Genomic DNA, 20,765 nt, shown 5'->3' on the forward strand with positions numbered 1-20,765 from the left:
ACCGTGAGCGATGACCGGCACACGCCCTGCGGGCCGGGCGGGCCCGGACGGCCAGGTGGGGCGCACCCGGGGGGGGGGGCGCCCCTCCTGACCGGCCGTGCCGGGGGTCAGCCGACCTTCGGCTTGTCCTCGGCCTTGGGGTAGATGTCCGTGTTCTGCGCCGTGGGGATGAGCGCGTCCTCCGGACGGGTCTGGTTCAGCGCGACGGCCTGCACCGGCAGCAGCGCGTGCAGCGCCCAGTCGGTGAGGACGCGGACCCGGTTGGCCATGCTGGGCAGCGCGTACAGGTGGTAGCCGCGCGCCACGATCTTGGCGGGCAGGCCGGTGAGCTCGACGCCCAGCGGCTTGGCCACGGCGGTGGTGCCGCCGAGGTCGGCCACCAGGCCGAGGTCCTTGTGGACGTAGTCCTTGGCGATGCCGACCCCGAGGCTGGCGGCGATGTTCTTGCCGACCTGGGTGCCCTGGCGCTGCGCGTGCTGGGCGGTGGGCGGGGTGACGGGCTGCGGGCCGTCCGCCGGCTTCTCCTTGGCGAGGTCCGGCGTCGCGGCGGCGTCGCCGACGGCCCACACGTCGTCGGCGGCGCGCATCTGCGCGTCGACGACGAGGCGGCCGCGGTCCAGCGGCAGGCCGAGGGTGCCCATGAGCGGGTTCGCGACGATGCCCGCGCCCCAGATGAGGGTGCGCGAGGGCACCGGGGTGCCGTCGGTGAGGTTGATGACGTTGCCCTCGACGCTGGCCACGGAGACCCCGAGGCGGATGTCGATGCCGCGGCCCTTGAGCTTGCCGAGGGCGTACTCGCCGAGGCGGGGCCCGAGCTCGGGCAGGACGGCGGGCGCGACGTCGATGAGCAGCCAGCGGACGTCCTTGACGTCGATGTTGCTCCAGCGGTCGGCCACGCGGGTCAGCCAGCGGTGCGTCTGGGCGACGATCTCGGTGCCGGTGTAGCCGGCGCCGACCGCCACGACCGTCATGCGCTCGGCGCGCTCGGCGTCGAAGCGGGGGTCGGAGGGCAGCGAGTCGGCGGCGTCCAGCTGCGAGAGCAGGTGGTCGCGCACGAACGCGGCCTCGGTGATCGTCTTCACGCCGCGCGCGGACTCCGACACCCCGGGGATGGGGAAGCGGCGGGTGATGGAGCCCGGCGCCAGGAGCAGCCGGTCGTAGGAGATGACCTGGGTGCCCTCGTCCACCTGGCCGCGCTCGCTGCGCGAGACGGTGACGGTCTTGGCCTCCAGGTCCACCGAGGTGGCGTGGCCGACGACCAGCCGGTGCTTCGGCAGCGCCTGGCGCAGCGAGACCGCGACGTGGCGCGGCTCGAGCACCGAGGCCGTCACGTCCGGCAGCAGCGGGCTGTACGTGAGGTGGTCCGTCGGGCTGATGATGACCAGTTCGGTCGTCCCGGCCGGCAGCAGCTTCTCGAGCTTGCGCCCGGCGTACAGCCCGGCGAAGCCGCCTCCGACGATGACGACACGCTTGCGCTCGTCCACGCGCCTACCCCTCTGTCTGTGCGGTGTTGGTCTCCCGGCGCCGTGCCTCGCGGACCCGCGGCTGCCGTGACGTCGGACACGATCCTCCCACGCTGTCGCCGGGGCGTGACGCCGCGGGGGTGGCGGGCCCGCCGGGAGCGCCCCGGCGGGTGCTCACCGGCGGGCGCTCACCGGCCCCCGCCGCGGGCGGGGCAGGCGGCCAGGTGGTCGTCCACGACGCCGAGCGCCTGCATCGCGGCGTACGCGGTGGTCGGCCCGACGAACCGGAAGCCCGCGCGCTTGAGGGCGGCCGCCAGCGCGACCGACTCCGGCGTCGTCGCCGGCACGTCCGCCGGGACGCGCGGGGCGGGCCGGCCGGGCGCGGGGGCGTGCGACCAGACGAGCTCGGACAGGCCGGGCCCGGTCTCCGCCAGCCGCAGCGTGGCGCGGGCACCGGCGACCGCGGCCTCGACCTTGGCGCGGTTGCGGACGATGCCCGCGTCGGCGAGCAGCCGCTCGACGTCCTGCTCGCCGTACCCGGCGACGACGGCCGGGTCGAAGCCGGCGAAGGCGGCGCGGAACGCCTCGCGCTTGCGCAGCACGGTGATCCAGCTCAGCCCCGACTGGAAGCCCTCCAGCACCAGCCGCTCGTAGACGGCGGCGTCCCCGCGCACCGGGCGCCCCCACTCGGTGTCGTGGTAGCGCTCGTACAGCGGGTCCCCCGTGCCGAAGCAGCGGAACGGGGGCGCCTGGCCGGCGTGCTCGTCGGGCGGCTGCGGGGCGGCGGGAGCGGTGGGCGGCACGGGCGGACCCTGGCAGCCGGCTCCGACACGAGAGCGGCGCGGGCGCCGGCGCGGCCCGGCGCGGCCCGGCGGGGCGCCCGCGGGCGGGGCGGCGGTAGCGTCGCGCCGTGCGCATCCTCGTGCTCAACGGGCCCAACCTCGGCCGCCTCGGCGTCCGCCAGCCGGAGGTCTACGGCACCACGACGCTGGCCGACGTGGACGCGCAGCTGCAGCGCCTGGCCGCCGAGCTGGGCGTGGAGGTGGAGCTGCGGCAGACCGACGACGAGGCGCAGATGCTCGGCTGGGTCCACGCCGCCGCCGACGAGCGGGTGCCCGTCGTGCTCAACCCCGCGGCGTGGACGCACACGTCGGTGGCGCTGCGCGACGCGTGCGCGGAGCTGAGCGCGGGGCTGGTGGAGCTGCACGTGTCGAACGTGCACGCGCGCGAGGACTTCCGCCGCCGCTCGTACGTCTCGCCGGTGGCGACCGCGGTCGTCGCGGGCATGGGCACCGACGGGTACGCGGCGGCGGTGCGCTGGCTGGCGGGGCGCTCGGGCCCGTCCGCCTGAACGACCCCCGTGTCGCAGGGCGCGCGTACGCTCTGCCGGTCAGCGCAGCGAGCAGGCAGCACGGCCGCCCGACGGGGCGGGGGAGCGGGGAGACGCAGTGGTCGAGCACATGAAGTGGTACGGCTGGGGCCAGGAGGGCGTCGCCTTCCACCACGAGGACAAGCCGGCGCTGGCGCCCTTCGCCCGCCGGATGGCCGGCATCGACTTCGACGCCCCGCCGGTGCGCGTGCCGGAGCTGAGCGAGCTGACCGTCCCGGCCCCGCGGGCGCCCGCGCCCCTGCGCGACGCGTTCGTCGCGGCCGTCGGCTCCGAGCACGTCCACGACGACGACCTGGACCGCGTCGTGCACTGCTACGGCAAGAGCATGCGCGACCTGGTGCGCATCCGCCGCGGCGACTTCGGCCGCCTGCCCGACCTGGTCGTCTACCCGGGCGACGAGGCGCAGGTGGAGGCCGTGCTGCGCGTCGCGCTGGAGCACGACGCGGTCGTCATCCCGTTCGGCGGCGGCTCCAACATCGTCGGCAGCCTCGAGGCGCCGCGCGAGGAGACGCGCCCGGTGGTGTCGGTGGACATGGGCCGCCTGCGCCTGGTCCTGGAGGTCGACGAGACCTCGCAGCTGGCGCGCATCCAGGCCGGCGCCCTGGGCCCGGACCTGGAGGAGCAGCTGAACGCCCGCGGCTGGACGCTGGGGCACTTCCCCGACAGCTTCAAGCACTCCACGCTCGGCGGCTGGATCGCCACCCGCTCCTCGGGCATGCAGTCCGACCGCTTCGGCGACATCGCCGACATCACCCGCGCCGTGCGGGTGGTGACGCCCAAGGGCGTCCTGGCGACCCGGCGCGTGCCGGTGCAGTCGGCCGGCCCGAGCCTGCGCGAGATGGTCCTGGGCAGCGAGGGCCGCCTGGGGCTGATCACCGAGGCGACGGTGCAGGTGCACCGCCTGGCCGAGGAGCGCGTGATCCTGGCCTACTTCTTCCCCGACTACGCCAGCGGCCTGGCCGCCATGCACGACATCGCGGCCTCGGACGCCTCGCCCAGCATCACCCGCGTCTCCGACGAGATGGAGACGCAGTTCACGATGGCGACGTCCAAGAGGGGCAGCCGCGTCTCCCAGCTGCTCAACCGCGCGGTGAAGCTGTACGCCAGCAAGCGCAAGGGCTTCGACCTGTCGCGGATGTGCCTGTCGTTCATCGGGTACGAGGGGTCCTCCGCGCACGTGAAGCGCCAGAAGCAGCTCGTCGGCGAGATCGTCAAGCGGCACGGCGGGTTCGGCGTCGGGTCCGGGCCGGGCACGCTGTACGACCAGAAGAAGTTCGACACCCCCTACATCCGCGACTTCATCCTGGACCGCGGCGCGTACGGCGACGTGTCGGAGACCTCCTCGTCGTGGGCGACGCTGAAGACGTTGCACGACAACGTGGTCGCGGCCGCGCAGAAGGCGTTCGCGGAGGTCGGCACGCAGGGCTTCGTCTTCTGCCACCTCTCGCACAGCTACCACATCGGCGCCTGCCAGTACTTCACGTTCGCGTTCCAGCCGCCGGCCGAGCGCGACGGCCTGGAGGCCTACGACGTCGTCAAGGGCGCCATCCAGCAGGCGTTCATCGACAACGGCGGGACGCTGTCGCACCACCACGCGGTGGGCCGCGAGCACAAGCCGTGGATCGCCGAGGACGTCTCGCAGGCGGGGGTGGAGGTCGTCGGCGCGCTGTTCGCCGGGGTCGACCCGGGCCGCAACCTCAACCCCGGCGCCGTCGTCGACTGAGGCCGGTGGGTCGCCGGTGAGCGCGCGCGGGCGCCTGCGGGCCGCCTGGGACGACGTCGCCGGACCGGGCGCCTCGGCGCGGGAGAACACCGGCACCCTCGCGGCCGGCCTGGCCGGGGCGCTCCTGGCGCCCCGGCTGGCCGCCCCGCCCACCGCCCCGCCCACCGCACCGCCCACCGCACCGGCCGGCCTCGTCGGTCCGTCCCGGACCGGCCGGGCGGACGTCGTGGTGCTGCGCCTGCTGGCGCTGGACCTGTGGGGCGGGGTGTGGTGCAACAACACCCCGTCCGCGGTGCGCTGGTACCACCGCCCCGAGCACGGTGCGGGGCGCCGGCTGCTGTTCTGCGCGCTGCACCTGCACCCGTTCGTCGTGGCGCTGCTGGACCAGCGCCGCGACGGGCGGCCGCGCTGGGGGCGCGCCTGCGCCGAGCACGCCTACGTGCTGCTGGCGGCGGCCGCCGTGGAAGCGGCGCCGGTCCGGGCGCGCCGGGCGACGGGGCTGCTCGCCGCGGCCGGGGGTGTCGTGCTGGACCGGGCGCTGGGCGGCTCGCCGAGCGCGCCGTGGTTCGCGCCCGTGCACGTCGCGAAGCTGCTGGCCGGGCACGTCGCGGGCGGTGCGCTGGGCCCTCCGCGGCGTCCCGGCCAGCCCGCTCACCCGGCGGCGGGCTCCCCGTCGGGGTGGGTGTAGAGGCAGAAGGGGTGCCCGGCGGGGTCGGCCAGGACGTACAGGGGTTCCTCGGGCTCGTCGGTGCGGTGCAGCAGCAGCCGGGCGCCCATCTCCTCGGCGCGCCGCCGCTGGTGGTCCAGGTCGCCGGGGTCCTCGACCTCGAAGCACAGGTGCATCTGCATCGGCACGTCCGGGGACGGCCACGTGGTGCGGTGCAGCGTCTCGACGCGCTGGAACGCGAGGATCCGCTGGCCCTCGGGGGTCAGCAGCACCAGCCAGTCGGGTCCGTCGGGGCCGCCGTCGGCGCCGGACCCGGGCGGCTCGTCGCCGGGGCGGTAGACCAGGCCGAGCAGCCGGCGGTAGAACTCCGCCAGCTCGCGGGCGTCGGTGGCGTCCAGGACGGTGTTGACCAGGCGCGGGTGGCCGCTCATCGGGCTCCTCCTCGGGCGGGGCGGTCGGGTGGCCCCGTCCTACCGCGCCGCCCCGACACCGGCACGGGCACCGGCACCGGCACCGGCGCCGGCACCGGCGCGAGCAGCGTCCCGCCTCACGCCGTCAGCAGGTCCGCCCACACGGTCTTGCCGTCCCCGCGCGGCGCGACCCACCACCGGTCGGCGACGACGTCGACGATGTGCATCCCCCGCCCGCCGAGCGCGTCCTCGCCGCCGTCGCGGGGGCGCGGCTGGCTGGTGGAGGTGTCGTCGACGCCCACGGACAGGCGGGCCAGCGCGGCGTCGTGGCGCAGCGTGAGGGCGGCGCCCGAGCCGGCGTGCAGCACGGCGTTGGTGACGAGCTCGGAGACGACGAGCTCGGCGGCGTCGACGGTCCCGGCGAGGTCCCAGCGGTCCAGGGTGGCGCGCAGGTAGTCGCGGGCGACGGCGACGGCGCGGGGGTCGGCCGGCAGCAGCAGCCGCGCCTCCAGGGCGCCGGAGGCGGGGCCGGCGTAGTCGACGACGAGCAGCGCGGCGTCGTCGGCGCGCACGTGGGCGACGGGCGCCAGGAGGCGGTCGGCGAGCGCGCCGGCGTCCTCGTCGGCGTGCGCGCGCAGGGTGCCGGCGACGGCGTCCCACCCGTCGAGGGGCCCGCCGCGGGCCCACTCGGCGAGGCCGTCGGTGTACAGCAGCAGGCGGGCGGCGCCGGGCAGCCGGTGCCGGGCCTCGGTGTAGACGGTCTCCTCCTGCACGCCCAGCGGGGGTCCCGGCTCGACGTCGAGCTCCTCCACGTGCCCGGGGGCGAAGCGCAGCGGCAGGGGGTGCCCGGCGCTGGCGACGACGACCTCGCCGGTGCGCTCGTCCAGGCGCACGAGGCAGCAGGTGGCGAACAGGTCGCCCTCGAGGTCCTGCACGAGGCGGTTGGTGCGCTCCAGGACGGTGCAGGGGTCGTGGCCCTCGCTGACGTAGGCGTGCACGGCGGTGCGCACCTGCCCCATGGCGGCGGCGGCCGCGGTGCTGTGCCCCTGGACGTCGCCCATGACGAGGACGAGGGCGCCGTCGGTGCGCACGGCGTCGTAGAAGTCCCCGCCCACGTCGACGCCGTCGGTGCCGGGCAGGTAGCGGCTGGTGAGGCTGACGGCGGGGGAGGTGGGCAGGCCGCGGGGCAGGAGGGCGGTCTGCAGGGCGCGGGCGGTCTCGGCGGCCCGCTGGGCCTGGCGCAGCGCCTGCGCGCTCTCGACCTCCAGGCGCGCGGCGCGCTCGCGGGCGAAGACCCCGACGACGAGGTGCGCGAGGTCGGCCAGGTCGGCGCGCTGCTGCGCGGTCAGCTCGCGCACCTGCTCGCCGAAGACGCACAGCGTGCCCAGGGACAGCCCCTCGGGGGTGACCAGCGGTGCGGAGGTGTAGGAGCGCACGGCGCCCAGGCGCCCGTCGACCCAGGGGTTGGCGGCGAAGCGGACGTCGCGGCGGGCGTCGGGGGCGTGCACGAGGCCCCCGGCGCGCAGCGCGTAGTGGCACATGGAGTCCTCGCGGGCGCACTCCCCGCGCTCGCAGCCGTCGGCGGCGAGCTGGCGCTGCAGGTGCTCGTCGATGATGTTGACGACGGCGTGCGGGGCGCCGGTGACCCGGCGGGCGAGCCGGACGACGGCCTGCAGCTCCACCGGCGGCGGCCGGGTCAGGTCGACCCAGTCGCGGACGGCGGCCAGCCGCAGCGCCTCGGCCCGGTCGGCGTCCCCGGGGGACCGCTGCGCGTGCACGTCGGCGCTCCCGCTCCCCGGCTCCCGGACGTCGGCCCAGGTCCCCCGATCCACCTCTGCAGGTTACTAGAAGTGACGGATCACCACCTTGCGTTCACGAAGGCGGGGGGTGACGTGGCTCTCAGCCCTCGGGGTGCCCGGCCGGCCGCTCGGGGTGCCGGCGCCGCGCGCCGGAGGGGGCGGCGTTCCACACCCTGCTCACCAGGCCGCGGGGGGCGACGTCCAGCAGCGCGGAGACCGCCTTCCAGCGCCGGGTCGGCACGCTGACGGGGCGCCCGGCGAACAGGTCGTCCAGCGCGGCGTCCACGACGTCGTCCACGTCCAGCCAGATCCGGTCCGTCAGGCCCGAGCGCCCGCCGCGGCGCATCCCGGAGCGGGTGTGGAACTCGGTGCGCACGTAGCCGGGCTCGACGACGGTGGCGCTGACGCCGGTCCCGCGCAGCTCTCCGGCCAGGGTCTCGGTCAGGACGATGACGTACGCCTTGGCGGCCGAGTAGTGCCCCCCGCCGGGTACGAGGCCGGCCACCGAGCCGACGTTGAGGACGTGCCCGCGCCCGCGCGGCACCATCGCGCCGGTCGCGGCGCGCGAGAGGACCATGACCGCCCGGCACAGGACGTCGAACATGCGCTCGTGGTCGGCGGGGACGCCGTCGACGAAGCGCTGCTTGAGGCCGAAGCCGGCGTTGTTGACCAGGACGTCGACGGGGCGGGCGGGGTCGGCGACCCGGTCGGCCACGGCCCGCAGCTGCTCGCGGTCGGAGAGGTCGGCGCGCAGCACCTCCACGCCGGCCCCGTACCGGGTGCGCAGCTGCGCGGCGGTGCTCTCCAGCCGCTCGGTGTCGCGGGCCACGAGCACCAGGTCGTGCCCGCGCGCGGCGAGCGCCCGGGCGAACCCGGCGCCGAGCCCCGCGGTCGCGCCCGTGACGAGCGCGGTGGGGCGGGCGGTGACGGGCGTGGCGGTCATGGGCGCAGACCCTAGGACAGCCGCGCGGCGGCGCCGGGCGCCGGGCGCAGCAGGGCCCGCCAGCGCGGCTGGGCCAGCAGGGCCAGCGCGGCGCCGAGCAGGACGGCCGCGGCCGCCGCGGCCAGCGACAGCTGCGGTCCGGTGGTGTCGATGAGCCGGCCGGCCAGGGCGTTGCCGACGGCGCCGCCCGCGGTCACCGACGTCGACAGCCAGGCCTGCGCCTCCCCGAGCCGGTGCCGGGGGGCGAGGTGGTCGACGAGGCTCTGCAGCACGATGAGGTTGGGCGAGATGAACAGCCCGGCGCAGAAGAGGACGGGCACCAGCACGAGCATCGAGGGGTCGGGGCGCCAGGCGACGACGGCCAGGACGGCCGTGCCGGAGCCGAACCCGCCGAGGATGACGGGCAGCCGCACGCGCTCCTCCGAGCGCCACTGCCGCGCGCCGTACAGCAGCCCGCCGAGGGCGCTGCCGCTGGCGATGGCGGCGAACATGAAGCCGAGCTTGTCGGGGGAGCCGAGCACGACCTCCGCCAGGCCGGCCAGCGAGACGTCCAGCAGGCCGAAGCCGATGCTCATGGCGGCCAGGACGAGCAGCGCCGCGGGCACGCCGGCGGTCAGCGCCACGGGCACCTCGCGGGTGGAGCGGCCGCGCCCGCGGGGTGCGGGGACGGGCGCCGGCAGGGGCGGGGCGGTGGCGGGCGGGCCGGGCGCCGCGGCCGCGTCCCCGGCCGGCCCGGGCTCGGGGGTCGGCGGCGGGACGGCGCCGGAGCCCAGGCTGCGGGCGGCCTCCGTGCGCGCGTAGAGCAGCCCGCCGCCGGCGAGGAAGGCGCAGGTGGCCAGCATCGGCACCAGCGGCGAGGTGACGGCCAGCAGCAGCGTCAGCAGCAGCGGGCCGCCGACGAAGAGGGTCTCCACGGCGACGGCGTCCAGCGCGTAGCCGAGCCGCTGCTGGCGCACGTCGGGCAGCACGACCCGCCAGGCCGCGCGCATGGCCGGGCTGACCGGGGGGAACGTGCCGCCGACCAGGGCGGCGAGCACGACGAGCGCGGGCCCGGGCACGGGACCGGCGGTCGCCAGCGTCAGGGCCAGCAGGAACGCCGCGCTCGCGCAGGATGTGGCGGCGATGACGCGCGGCTGGCCGTAGCGGTCCAGGCCGCGGCCCCAGAACGGCGAGCCGACGGCGACCCCGACGGCGAAGGCGCCCGCGACGACCCCCGCCAGGGTCCAGTCGTCGCGCAGGCCGCGCACGAGCAGCACGAGCCCGAGGGGGGCCATCGAGACGGGCAGCCGCGCCACGACGGCAGCGGCGAACGGCCGTGCCGCGCGCGGGTTGCGCAGCACGCCGAGGTAGTCCTTCATCTCCACCCGGTCCGCATCGAGGTCCACGGGTGCGCCGGCGCACCCGTGCCCGAGCCTGCCAGGTCACCGGCCGGGCGGGACCGGCGGGTGGTGCGCCCGGCGAACGGTGCGTGCGGGGGCCCGGGGGTCAGGCGGTGCGCAGCCGCGCGCAGTGCCCGCCGGCGGCGCGGGCGGCGGCCAGGGCGTCCAGCGCCAGGTCCAGGAGGTCGTCGGCGTCGCAGGCGCCGCCGGCGGCCAGCCCGGCGCCGACGCTGACGCGCAGGCCCGTGCGCTGCGGGGCGGTGCGCTCGGCGGACTCCAGCGCGTGCAGCAGCGCGTCGGCGGCGCGGTCCACGGACGCCTCGCCCAGCGCGGGCGGGAGGTCGACGAGGAGCAGGGCGTGCGAGCGCCCGCCGAGGGTCAGCCACCGGTCGCGCGAGCGGACGGCGGTGCGCAGGCGCTGCGCGACGGCCCCGGCGCAGTCGTCGTCGGCGGCGGTCCCGTCGACGGCCAGCAGCAGCAGCCCCGTGGCGGTGCCCCAGCGCGCGTCGGCGTCGACGGCGCGCAGCAGCTCCTCGCGCAGCACCCGGTGCGCCGCCGGCGCGGCGGACCCGGTGGGGCCCGTGGCGGCGGGGGCGGTCGGCGGTGCGGCGGGGCTGAGCAGGGTCGTCGGCGGGGTCATCCCCGGGGTGTCGGCACGGACGGCGCGCGGCTTGAGCCCGCCTCCCGCGCCCCGCCCGGCGCGCGGTCCCGCCGCGCACGGATCGTTCGGCATCGTCGAACGCGCTCCGTTGACGGCCCCCGGGCCCCGACCTAGCGTCCAGCCCACGCGGCGGACCGCCGCGGGAGACCGACTCAACGGGGAGTTCCTCATGGCAGAACGCACGTCCTCCTCGGCCTCGTCGCCGCCCCGGCCGGCGCCGGTGACGTCGCTGGGGGGCGAGATGCTGGCCGAGTTCGCGGGCACCGGCATCCTCATCCTCTTCGGCGTCGGCGTCGTCGCCCAGGTCGTCGCCGGCGGGGTCGGCGAGGACCAGTCCATCCACTGGGCGTGGGGCCTCGGCGTCGTCTTCGGCGTCTACGTCGCCGGCCGCACCAGCGGTGCGCACCTGAACCCGGCCGTCACCCTGGCGCTGACCGTCTTCAAGGGGTTCCCGGCGCGCAAGGTCGCCCCCTACGTCCTCGCCCAGTTCCTCGGCGCCTTCGCGGCGGCCCTGCTGATCCGCTGGGTGTACGCGGACGCCATCGCCACCGTCGACCCCGGCACCACGTTCGACACGCAGGGCATCTTCTCCACGCTGCCCGGCGAGGGCGTCACCATCGGCACCGCGTTCCTGGACCAGGTCGTCGGCACGGCGATCCTCGTGTTCCTCATCTTCGCCGTGACCGAGGTCCGCGCGACGGCCCCGGGCGCCAACCTGGCCCCGTTCATCATCGGCCTCATCGTCGTCGGCATCGGCATGGCCTGGGGCAGCAACGCCGGCTACGCCATCAACCCCGCCCGCGACTTCGGGCCGCGCCTGGCCAGCTTCCTCACCGGGTACGAGACGGCGATGCGGGAACCGGGGGGCGCCTTCTACTTCTGGGTGCCCGTCGTCGCCCCGATGATCGGCGGCGTGCTCGGCGGCGCCCTGTACAAGGTCCTCGTCGAGCGCCACCTGCCGCCGCTCGCCTCGGCGGACCAGCCCAGCGGCCGCGTGCCCACCGACGACTGACCGACGACCGACCGACCCCGGGCCGGCCCCGGCCGGCCGCACGGACCACCAGCCCCAGCGGAGAGGCAGGAGCACCACCATGGCCAACAGCGCCAACCCCGACGGTCCCCAGTACGTCGGTGCCGTCGACCAGGGCACCACGTCGAGCCGGTTCATGGTCTTCGACCACGGCGGCAACGAGGTCGCCAAGTACCAGCTCGAGCACACCCAGATCATGCCCAAGCCCGGCTGGGTGGAGCACGACCCGGTCGAGATCTGGGAGCGCACCAGTTCCGTCGTCCAGTCCGGCCTGCGCCAGGCGAACCTGCAGGCGAGCGACCTGGCGGCCCTCGGCATCACCAACCAGCGCGAGACCGCCGTCGTGTGGAACAAGCGCACCGGCCGCCCGTACTACAACGCGATCGTCTGGCAGGACACCCGCACCGACCGCCTGGCCGCGGCGCTGGACCGCGACGAGCGCGGGCAGAAGATCCGGCAGAAGACCGGCCTGCCGCCGGCCACGTACTTCTCCGGCGGCAAGGTGCAGTGGATCCTGGAGAACGTCGACGGGGTGCGCGAGGCCGCCGAGGCCGGGGACGCGGTGTTCGGCAACACCGACTCCTGGCTGGTGTGGAACCTCACCGGCGGCCCGCGCGGCGGCGTCCACGTCACCGACGTCACCAACGCCAGCCGCACCATGCTGATGGACCTGGAGACGCTGGACTGGGACGACGAGCTGCTGGAGATCTTCGGGATCCCGCGCTCGATGCTGCCGGAGATCAAGCCCTCCTCGTGCAGCGAGGCGTACGGCACCACGCTGGCGGACGGCCCGCTGGGCGGGGAGGTGAAGCTCACCGGCATCCTCGGCGACCAGCAGGCCGCCATGGTCGGGCAGGTCTGCTTCGACCCCGGCATGGCCAAGAACACCTACGGCACCGGCAACTTCATGCTGCTGAACACCGGCACGGAGCTCGTGCGCTCCAAGGCGGGGCTGCTGACGACGGTCTGCTACCAGTTCGACGACCAGCCGCCGGTGTACGCGCTGGAGGGCTCGATCGCCGTGACGGGCTCGGCCGTGCAGTGGCTGCGCGACCAGCTGGGCATCATCTCCGGCGCCTCGCAGTCGGAGTCGCTGGCCGCGCAGGTGGAGGACTCCGGGGGCTGCTACTTCGTCCCCGCCTTCTCCGGCCTGTTCGCGCCGTACTGGCGCTCCGACGCGCGCGGGGCGATCGTGGGCCTGTCCCGGTACAACACCAACGCCCACATCGCCCGCGCGACGCTGGAGTCCATCTGCTACCAGAGCCGCGACGTCGCCGAGGCGATGAGCGCGGACTCCGGCGTCGACGTGGAGGTCCTCAAGGTCGACGGCGGCATCACGGCCAACAAGCTGTGCATGCAGCTGCAGGCCGACGTCCTGGGCGTGCCGGTCTCCAAGCCCGTGGTGGCCGAGACGACCGCGCTGGGCGCCGCCTACGCCGCCGGCCTGGCCGTCGGGTTCTGGGCGAACACCGACGAGCTGCGCGAGAACTGGAACGAGGGCGAGCGCTGGGAGCCCTCCTGGAGCGACGAGCAGCGCGCCGAGGGCTACAAGGGCTGGAAGAAGGCCGTCCAGCGGACGCTGGACTGGGTGGACGTCGACTGACGCCGCCCGCGCGGGCGGTCCCCGGGAGTCCGGCGGACCGCCCGCGCACCCGGTGCGCGCACCGCGCGCCGAGCGCGCACCATCGAGGGAACGGACCGGACCCCGCCCGCGGACGGCCGCGGCGGGGACGGCGAGAGAGGGAGCAGCACGTGGAATCGAAGGCACTGTCCCCGCAGTCGCGCGAGGAGGCGCTGCGCGCCATGGCGGACGGGGAGCTCGACGTCCTCGTCGTCGGTGGTGGCGTGGTCGGCACGGGCGCGGCCCTGGACGCGGTCACCCGCGGCCTGCGCACCGGCCTGGTGGAGGCCCGCGACTGGGCCAGCGGCACCTCGAGCCGCTCCTCCAAGCTCGTGCACGGCGGCCTGCGCTACCTGGAGATGCTCGACTTCGCCCTCGTGCACGAGGCGCTGCGCGAGCGCGGGCTGCTGCGCAACACGCTGTGCCCGCACCTGGTGAAGCCGGTGCCGTTCCTGTACCCGCTGACCAAGCGGTTCGCCGAGCGCCCGTACGTCGGCTCGGGCGTGGCCCTGTACGACGCCATGGCGTTCAGCTCCGGCAACAACGCCGGGTTCCCGCTGCACCGGCACCTGACGCGCCGCGGCGTGCAGAAGGAGGCGCCCGGCATCCGCAAGGACGCCATGGTGGGCGCCATCCAGTACTACGACGGGCAGGTCGACGACGCCCGGCACACCATGATGATCGCCCGCACGGCGGCCGTGTACGGCGCGCACGTGGCCAACCGCACCCGCGTCAAGGAGTTCGTCCGCGAGGGCGAGCGGGTGATCGGCGCGGTGCTGGTGGACCTGGAGTCCGGCGCGGAGATCACCGCGCGGGCCAAGCAGGTCATCAACGCCACGGGCGTGTGGACGGACGAGACGCAGGAGCTCGTCGGCGCGCGCGGGCAGTTCAAGGTCCGCGCCTCCAAGGGCATCCACCTCGTCGTGCCGCGCGACCGCATCCAGTCGAAGACCGGGATGATCCTGCGCACCGAGAAGAGCGTGCTGTTCATCATCCCGTGGGGCCGGCACTGGATCATCGGGACCACCGACACCGACTGGGAGCTGGACAAGGCCCACCCGGCCGCGACCAGCAAGGACATCGACTACGTCCTGGAGCACGCCAACGCGGTGCTGAAGTCCCCGCTGACCCGCGCCGACGTCGAGGGCGTCTACGCGGGCCTGCGCCCGCTGCTGAGCGGGGAGTCGGAGTCCACGAGCAAGCTGTCGCGCGAGCACGTCGTCGGCCACCCGGTGCCCGGCCTCGTCGTCGTCGCGGGCGGCAAGTACACGACGTACCGGGTCATGGCCAAGGACGCCGTGGACGTGGCCGTCGACGGCCTGGACGGCAGGGTGCCGGCCTCCACGACGGAGAACGTGCCGCTCGTGGGCGCCGAGGGCTACCACGCGCTGTGGAACCAGCGGCACCAGCTCGCGGCGCGCGCCGGCATCCACGTCGACCACGTCGAGCACCTGCTCAACCGGTACGGCTCGCTGGTCACCGAGGTCCTGGACCTCGTGGCCGCGGACCCGGAGCTGGGCCAGGTGCTGCCGAAGGCGGACGACTACCTGAAGGCGGAGGTGGTGTACGCCGCCACGCACGAGGGTGCCCGCCACCTGGACGACGTCCTGGCCCGGCGCACGCGCATCTCCATCGAGACCTACGACCGGGGCACCGAGTCGGCCGAGCTGGTCGCGCAGCTCATGGGCGACGCCCTGGACTGGGACGCCGACCGGCGCTCGCGCGAGGTGCAGCACTACCTGCAGCGGGTGGCGGCCGAGCGGGCCTCGCAGGAGGAGCCGGACGACGCCAGCGCCGACGCGGTGCGCCTGCAGGCGCCGGACATCGTGCCCGTCACCGCCTGAGGGGCGGGCGCGCCCCGGACGTCACCGCGCCCCCGGCCGCTGCTGCGGCCGGGGGCGCGGTGCTGCCGGGCGGCTCCTCAGACGGCGGCGCGGGTGCGCAACCGGCGCATCAGCGGGCCCTTGCCCGTGCGGGCCAGCGCCCACAGCAGGGCGAGCGCGAAGGTGGTCTCGGCGATCGAGGCGTGGCCGGCGCCCTCGTGGGACAGCCCGCCGTGCACGAGGTCGGCCATCAGCAGCAGCGCGGCGGCGACGAGGAAGGCGACGGAGCCGAAGAGGTCGCGGTCCAGGTCCTCCTTGCGCCCGCCGAGGCGGTAGACGACGTACACCGCCCACATCGCCATGACCTGGCTGAGCACGAGGACCACGCCCACGGTGGTCGGGACGAAGACGAGGAAGACGGCGCCGTACTTCAGCACCTGCAGCACCGGGTACAGGAAGACCCGCGCGTGCACCCGGACCCGGTTGTAGGCCCAGAACACCGCGCGCAGCACGACCAGCAGCACCAGCCACGACAGCCCGGCCCGCAGCAGTTCCTCGCGGGCCAGCTCGCCCAGCGCGACGGCCACGCCGAGCGCGGCCGCCGCGGCGCCCAGCGCCCACACCCACGCCTGGGTGCGGATCGGGTAGTCCAGGTACCGCGAGACCTGCGGGTCCAGGACGGGGCGCTCCTCGAAGTTCGCCGCGTGCACGTCGTTCTCGTGGTAGCCGATCTCGTAGACCGCCATGAGCGAGAGCAGCAGCAGCGGGACGACGAGCGCGAAGCGCAGCACGCTGGGCAGGTCGTAGCCGACCGCGAGCACGACCACGGCCGCGTCCACGAGCAGGAACTGGTCGAGGGTGTACAGGCGCGAGTACTTGACCCGGGCGGTGTAGCGCAGCGGGACGTACAGGCGCTCGCGGGCCGACAGCGCCGCGCCCTGCGGGGTCACCAGCAGGCCCGTGCCGGCGGCCAGCAGCAGGTCCTCGTCGTGCAGGGAGTCGGAGACGAAGACGGCGCGGGCGACCCCGTCCGCGCCCACGGCGGCGGTCGCGGTGGCCGTCTTGCCGCCGGCGAACCAGGAGGGCCGCGGCAGCGCCGGGGTGGCGACCAGCGCGGCGGCCGCGAACTCGCTGCGGGCCACCAGCGCCCGGACGACGAAGGCCATGCCGAAGGAGATGATCGTCAGCCGCGCGGGGTCGACGCCGGCGAACAGGCCGCAGACCGCGCGGGCGCGGTGCCGCTCGAACAGCGCGGGGGCGTCCCGGCGCCAGCGGCGCACGTTCCACGGCGTCAGCAGCACGATCAGCGCTACGCACAGCCAGTCCCCGACGCGGTGGCCGCGCCCGCGCGGCACCAGCCGCCACGGCACGAGCACCCGCACCAGCAGGTCGATGAGCGCGACCACGAGGGAGGGGCGGCAGTGGGCGATGAACATCTCGGTGCTGTTGGACGCGAAGAGCGTGTGGTCGAAGTCCACGAGGACCGGCGCGGCCGGGTCGGCGACCCGCCGCCGGACGGTCTCGGCGGTGACCGGTGACTGCCTCCGGACGTCGTGGAGGACCGGCTCGAGCTGCTCGGCGGCGCGGGCGGACGTGCCAGAGGGGGTCACAGGTCGAGGACGGTACCTGCGCGCTGACCCTCCGCGCCACGGCGACCTCGGACCGTCACAAGGCCCTCACGCGACGTGAGGGTTGTGGGCTCCGGGACGTCGTCCGGGGCCCTCACCGGGCGCCCCGGCGGCGGGTCCCCGGCGCCCGGACCAGCGCCGCGTACCAGGGCCGCAGGGCGTCCGCGGTGCCCGCCGCCCCCGGCCCCAGGACCACCTCGTCGAGGTCGTCGGCGACCGTGCGGCCCGGCACGGGCTCCGGCAGCGGCAGCGGCAGCGGCGGCCAGTCGCCGGTGCCCGTCCAGAAGTCCGCGGTGCGCGCGGACAGGTCCTCCACCGCCGGCGCCGGGCCCGAGGCCGCCCGCTCCACCCGGCGCAGCAGCGATCCCAGGTCGGCCCCGCGCAGCGCCAGCACCTGCGAGGGGTCGTCGTCCAGGCGCTCGGCCAGCGCGTACACGACCGCCGCGGCGTGCTTGCACGGCTCGCCGTCGTCGGGGCAGCTGCAGTCGTAGGCGACCTGCGCGCCGCCCGCCAGCAGGTCCACGCCGACCTCGCCGAGCAGCTCGACCAGCGCGGGCGGCACGTCCCCGGCGAACAGCGGCGCCAGCATCAGCGGGTTGGCGACGACCACCGCGACCACGGCCTCCGTCTCCGCGGGCGTCCAGCGCGGCACCCCCACCTCGACCAGGTACGGGCGCGGGCGGCTGCCCTGCACCCGGGCCGTCACCGCCCCGGCGCGCACGCGCAGGTCGGCGACCTGGCCGGCGCGCGCGTACGTGCGCCCGCGCGCCAGCCGCCCGGCGTGCCCGCCGTCCTCCACCGCGGCCACGAAGGCGCGCGACCACCACGTGCGCGCGATCCGCCCCCGCCGCGAGCGCAGCGCCGGCCCCTCGCCCGGCCGGCGCCGCGCGTACCGGTCCCAGCGCTCGGCCGCCCCCGCGCCCTCACTCACCGACGGCGTCCTCGCCCAGGCGCACCAGCTCCGCGAGCGCGTCGCGGTCCAGCCCGGCGATCCAGCCCTCACCGCTGCCGACGACCCGGCCGGCCAGGTCCCGCTTGCGCGCCACCAGCGCGTCGACGCGCTCCTCGACCGTGCCCGCGCTGACGAGCTTGCGCACCTGCACCCGGCGCACCTGCCCGATCCGGTGGGCCCGGTCGGTGGCCTGGTCCTCCACGGCCGGGTTCCACCAGCGGTCCACGTGCACGACCTGGCTGGCGGCGGTGAGGTTCAGCCCCGTCCCCCCGGCGCGCAGCGACAGGAGCAGCACCGGCGGCCCGTCCGGCTCGGCGAAGCGCGCGACCAGCTCGTCGCGCGCGCGCCGGCCCAGCCCCCCGTGCAGGAACGGCACCGGCCCGCCGGTGCGCTGCGCCAGGTGCGGGGCCAGCAGCTCCCCGAAGCGCGCGAACTGCGTGAAGCACAGCACCTTCTCCCCGTCGGCCAGGGCGCCGTCGACCACGTCGTCCAGCAGCTCGAGCTTGCCCGAGCGGTGCCGGCCGCGGTGCAGCAGCGGCGAGCGGTCGCCCAGGAAGTGCGCGGGGTGGTTGCACACCTGCTTCAGCTTCGTCAGCGCCGCCAGCACCAGGCCCCGCTTGCCCGTGTCGTCCACGTCGGCCAGCCGGGCCAGCAGGTCGTCCACGACCGCCCGGTAGAGGGCCGCCTGCTCGGCGGTGAGGTTCGCCCGGACGGTCATCTCCAGCTTCTCCGGCAGGTCGGCGGCCACCGCCGGGTCGGTCTTGGCGCGCCGCAGCACGAACGGCCGGGTGACGACCGCCAGCCGCCGCGCCGGCTCCTCCTGGCGCAGCTTCTCCACCGGCACCCCGAACGTCGCCTTGAAGGAGGCCGCCGAGCCGAGCAGGCCGGGGTTCACGGCGTCCAGCACGGCGCGCAGGTCCTCCAGGCGGTTCTCCACCGGCGTGCCGGTCAGCGCGACGCGGTGCTGCGCGCGCACCGCCCGCACGGCCCGCGCCGAGCGGGTCGAGGCGTTCTTGACGTGCTGGGCCTCGTCGAGCGCCAGGCGCCGCCACGTCAGCGCGGCGACGTCGTCCACGTCGCGCAGCAGCGAGCCGTAGGTCGTCACGACCAGGTCGTGCGCCCCCGCGGTGCGCGCGAACGCCTCGCCCCGCGGGCGGCCCGGCCCGTGCTGCACGTGCACGCGCAGGTCGGGGACGAAGCGCTGCGCCTCGGCCCGCCAGTTGCCGACCACGGACATCGGGCACACCAGCAGCGTCGGGCCGCCGGTGCCCGCCTCGCGCTCGTGGGCCAGCAGCGCCAGCAGCTGCAGCGTCTTGCCCAGCCCCATGTCGTCGGCGAGCACCGCGCCCAGCCCCAGCCGCGACATCGCCGCCAGCCACGCCAGCCCCCGCTCCTGGTAGGGACGCAGCCGCGCGGTGAGGCCCGCGGGCGCCGGCACGGGCTCCAGCCGGTGCTCGGCCGCACCGGACAGCAGGTCGCCCAGCACCCCCGCCGCGCGCACGTCGGTGACCGGGGCGGGCAGCGCGCGGGAGGCGGCCACCGCGGCGAGCAGGTCGGTCACCGCGGCCGTGCCCGCGCCCCGGCGGCGCAGGAACTCCGCGCTGCGGCGCAGCGCGTCCGCGTCGACGTGGACCCACTCCCCGCGGTGGCGCACCAGCGGCGAGCGGGCCCCGGCCAGCGCCCGCAGCTCGGCCTCCGTCAGGTCGGACCCGCCCAGGGCCGCGCGCCACTCGAACGCCACGAGGTCGGCCTGCCGCAGCTGCGGGTCGGCCACCGCGCCCGGCTGGGCGGCGCTCGCGGACAGCGACAGCGTCAGCGCCGGACGGCTCCACCGGCCCGGCAGCAGCAGGGGCACGCCCGCCGCGGTGAGCGCCGGCGCGCCGGTCTCCACGAGGTCCAGCAGCTCGGCCAGGTCGAGGTCGACGTCGCCGTCGGCCGCGCGGGAGAACCGGTGCCGCAGCGGCGGGTGCGCGCCGCCCGCGCGGGCCAGCCCGCTCAGCAGCACCAGCAGCGGGTCGTCCTCGCCGGACACCGCGGCGCCCGGACCGGCGCCCGGTCCACCGCCGCGCTCGTGCTCGGCGCGCGCCCGCTCCAGCGTCAGCACCGCGCTCGGGTCGTCCAGGGGGCGCAGCCGCGCCTGCAGCGTCCACACCGGCGGGGCCGCGACGACCGCGGCGTCCCGCGCCGGGTCTCTCGGGTCGCTCGGGTCGAACGGGTCGTCCGGGTCCTCCGCGGGTTCGGCGACGCGCAGGACGACCTCCCAGCCCTCGGCGTCGGCGCTGCGCTGCCACTCGCGCACGGCGCGCGCGAACGCCGCCGGGTGACCCGGCGGCTCCCACGCGCCGTCGCCGGCCAGCGCCTCCAGCCACCCGCGGACCGCCGGCGCGGCGGGCAGGCCCGGGGCGCCGGGGGAGCCGGGCGGCGGCAGGTGCGCGGTGCGCGCCTGCACCTCCAGGTCGGCGACGAGCGCGCTGACCTCGTCGAGGACGTCCTCCGCCCGCCGCGGGACGGGCAGCTCGGCGCGCAGCTGCGGGGGCGCCGCCCCGGCCGCGCTCGTGCGCCAGCGCCGCTGGCGGCGGTCGGGCAGGACCTCCCAGCGGGCGCGCGCCCCGGCGCCCCTCCCCGCAGCGCCGACCACGACACCGGGCACGACGCGGCCGGCGTCGACCGCGGCGCGGGTCTGGGCGGCCACGTGCGCCAGCCAGCGCAGCCCGTGCCCGAGGACGCCGGCACCCCCGCCCGCGCCGTCCACCGCCGTCCCGGCCAGCTCGTGCAGCAGCTGCACCGCGGGCAGCCCGCGCAGCCGCACGACCGGCACCCGGACGGGGCGCAGCGCGACGTCGCGGCGCGGGCGGGCGGTGGAGGGCAGCGGCGTGCCGGCCGGGGTGCACGGCAGCGACAGGTGGACCGCGCCGTCCGCGGGCCGGGCCAGCGCGGCCGCCAGCCGCCGCGCCCGGGGCGCGCGGGAGGCCAGCTCGGCGAGGTCCTGCGCCCGGGCGGCGCCCGGGCGCCGGCGCCCCGACTCGGTCCCGAGGGCGGGGTCCCCCTCCCGCGTCCACAACCCCTGCACCACCATCACGGCGGCGACCCTACGAGCGCCGTCCGACACGGCGCCGCGGGACCGGCGGGTGCGCGGTCGCCGCCACGGACGGTGGTGCCACCGCCCGCAGGAGAGGTCGAGCACCACCCGTTCGGCCGAATCCCTCACGCAGCGTGGCTGTCTCCGCCACACTGGCGCCGCTGCCGCACCGCGGTGCTCGGGGGAGCGCCAGCAGC

The 20,765-nt window shown here is 76.5% G+C and carries 16 protein-coding genes; 6 read left to right on the top strand and 10 right to left on the bottom strand.

Annotation, left to right across the window (positions count from 1 at the left end; genetic code table 11):
- Positions 1 to 107: 107 nt before the first annotated feature.
- Both AB8M62_RS13015 and AB8M62_RS13020 read right to left on the bottom strand, forming a co-directional pair.
- Entirely contained in the window at positions 108 to 1,484 is a 1,377-nt protein-coding gene (locus AB8M62_RS13015) for an NAD(P)/FAD-dependent oxidoreductase (protein WP_369055471.1), read from the bottom strand.
- A 167-nt stretch (positions 1,485 to 1,651) separates the two neighbouring features.
- Positions 1,652 to 2,266 carry a DNA-3-methyladenine glycosylase I gene (locus AB8M62_RS13020; protein ID WP_373694936.1) on the bottom strand — a complete coding sequence of 205 codons (615 nt, stop codon included), beginning with the start codon at positions 2,264 to 2,266 and terminating at the stop codon, positions 1,652 to 1,654.
- Positions 2,267 to 2,373: 107 nt separating this feature from the next.
- On the opposite strand from AB8M62_RS13020, the gene aroQ reads away from it, so the two are divergent.
- From aroQ to AB8M62_RS13035, 3 genes are all read left to right on the top strand, one after another.
- Positions 2,374 to 2,814 (top strand): type II 3-dehydroquinate dehydratase, encoded by a 441-nt coding sequence (gene aroQ / locus AB8M62_RS13025; RefSeq protein ID WP_369055473.1) that lies wholly within the window; start codon positions 2,374 to 2,376, stop codon positions 2,812 to 2,814.
- A 97-nt stretch (positions 2,815 to 2,911) separates the two neighbouring features.
- Positions 2,912 to 4,576, top strand: coding sequence for an FAD-binding oxidoreductase (locus AB8M62_RS13030; protein ID WP_369069836.1), 1,665 nt, complete (start codon positions 2,912 to 2,914; stop codon positions 4,574 to 4,576).
- 16 nt (positions 4,577 to 4,592) lie between these two features.
- On the top strand, positions 4,593 to 5,264 hold the full coding sequence (locus AB8M62_RS13035) for a hypothetical protein (RefSeq protein ID WP_369069837.1): 672 nt from the start codon (positions 4,593 to 4,595) through the stop codon (positions 5,262 to 5,264).
- Here AB8M62_RS13035 and AB8M62_RS13040 read toward each other — a convergent pair.
- The 5 genes from AB8M62_RS13040 to AB8M62_RS13060 form a co-directional block, all read right to left on the bottom strand.
- Positions 5,228 to 5,674 (bottom strand): VOC family protein, encoded by a 447-nt coding sequence (locus AB8M62_RS13040; protein ID WP_369069838.1) that lies wholly within the window; start codon positions 5,672 to 5,674, stop codon positions 5,228 to 5,230. The two genes, AB8M62_RS13035 and AB8M62_RS13040, sit on opposite strands and share 37 nt — an antisense overlap.
- 116 nt (positions 5,675 to 5,790) lie before the next feature.
- Positions 5,791 to 7,431: an ATP-binding SpoIIE family protein phosphatase gene (locus tag AB8M62_RS13045; RefSeq protein ID WP_369069839.1), complete on the bottom strand. Its 1,641-nt coding sequence runs from the start codon at positions 7,429 to 7,431 to the stop codon at positions 5,791 to 5,793.
- 121 nt (positions 7,432 to 7,552) lie between these two features.
- Complete coding sequence (locus tag AB8M62_RS13050; protein ID WP_369069840.1) at positions 7,553 to 8,395, bottom strand: SDR family NAD(P)-dependent oxidoreductase; 843 nt, start codon at positions 8,393 to 8,395, stop codon at positions 7,553 to 7,555.
- Positions 8,396 to 8,406: 11 nt separating this feature from the next.
- Positions 8,407 to 9,780, bottom strand: a complete 1,374-nt coding sequence (locus AB8M62_RS13055; protein WP_369069841.1) for an MFS transporter — start codon at positions 9,778 to 9,780, stop codon at positions 8,407 to 8,409.
- Positions 9,781 to 9,880: 100 nt separating this feature from the next.
- The gene (locus tag AB8M62_RS13060) at positions 9,881 to 10,414 is read right to left on the bottom strand and encodes a diguanylate cyclase domain-containing protein (RefSeq protein WP_369069842.1); all 534 of its coding nucleotides are present in this window, start codon (positions 10,412 to 10,414) and stop codon (positions 9,881 to 9,883) included.
- Positions 10,415 to 10,604: 190 nt separating this feature from the next.
- Between AB8M62_RS13060 and AB8M62_RS13065 the strand changes: the two genes are divergently transcribed.
- The 3 genes from AB8M62_RS13065 to AB8M62_RS13075 all read left to right on the top strand — a co-directional run bounded on the left by AB8M62_RS13065 (position 10,605) and on the right by AB8M62_RS13075 (position 14,930).
- On the top strand, positions 10,605 to 11,447 hold the full coding sequence (locus AB8M62_RS13065; RefSeq protein ID WP_369055488.1) for an MIP/aquaporin family protein: 843 nt from the start codon (positions 10,605 to 10,607) through the stop codon (positions 11,445 to 11,447).
- Between the two features lie 79 nt (positions 11,448 to 11,526).
- Positions 11,527 to 13,068, top strand: coding sequence for a glycerol kinase GlpK (glpK, locus tag AB8M62_RS13070; protein WP_369055491.1), 1,542 nt, complete (start codon positions 11,527 to 11,529; stop codon positions 13,066 to 13,068).
- A gap of 149 nt (positions 13,069 to 13,217) precedes the next feature.
- The gene (locus AB8M62_RS13075; protein WP_373694937.1) at positions 13,218 to 14,930 is read left to right on the top strand and encodes a glycerol-3-phosphate dehydrogenase/oxidase; all 1,713 of its coding nucleotides are present in this window, start codon (positions 13,218 to 13,220) and stop codon (positions 14,928 to 14,930) included.
- 77 nt (positions 14,931 to 15,007) lie between these two features.
- Here AB8M62_RS13075 and AB8M62_RS13080 read toward each other — a convergent pair whose 3' ends face one another.
- The 3 genes from AB8M62_RS13080 to AB8M62_RS13090 form a co-directional block, all read right to left on the bottom strand.
- Positions 15,008 to 16,519 (bottom strand): hypothetical protein, encoded by a 1,512-nt coding sequence (locus AB8M62_RS13080; protein WP_369069843.1) that lies wholly within the window; start codon positions 16,517 to 16,519, stop codon positions 15,008 to 15,010.
- Between the two features lie 112 nt (positions 16,520 to 16,631).
- The gene (locus AB8M62_RS13085; RefSeq protein WP_369069844.1) at positions 16,632 to 17,468 is read right to left on the bottom strand and encodes an SWIM zinc finger family protein; all 837 of its coding nucleotides are present in this window, start codon (positions 17,466 to 17,468) and stop codon (positions 16,632 to 16,634) included.
- Positions 17,461 to 20,565, bottom strand: coding sequence for a DEAD/DEAH box helicase (locus AB8M62_RS13090; protein ID WP_369069885.1), 3,105 nt, complete (start codon positions 20,563 to 20,565; stop codon positions 17,461 to 17,463). The genes AB8M62_RS13085 and AB8M62_RS13090 overlap by 8 nt, the downstream gene beginning before the upstream one ends.
- Positions 20,566 to 20,765: the final 200 nt, after the last annotated feature.

Source organism: Kineococcus terrestris (genome assembly GCF_041020755.1).
GTDB lineage: Bacteria > Actinomycetota > Actinomycetes > Actinomycetales > Kineococcaceae > Kineococcus > Kineococcus terrestris.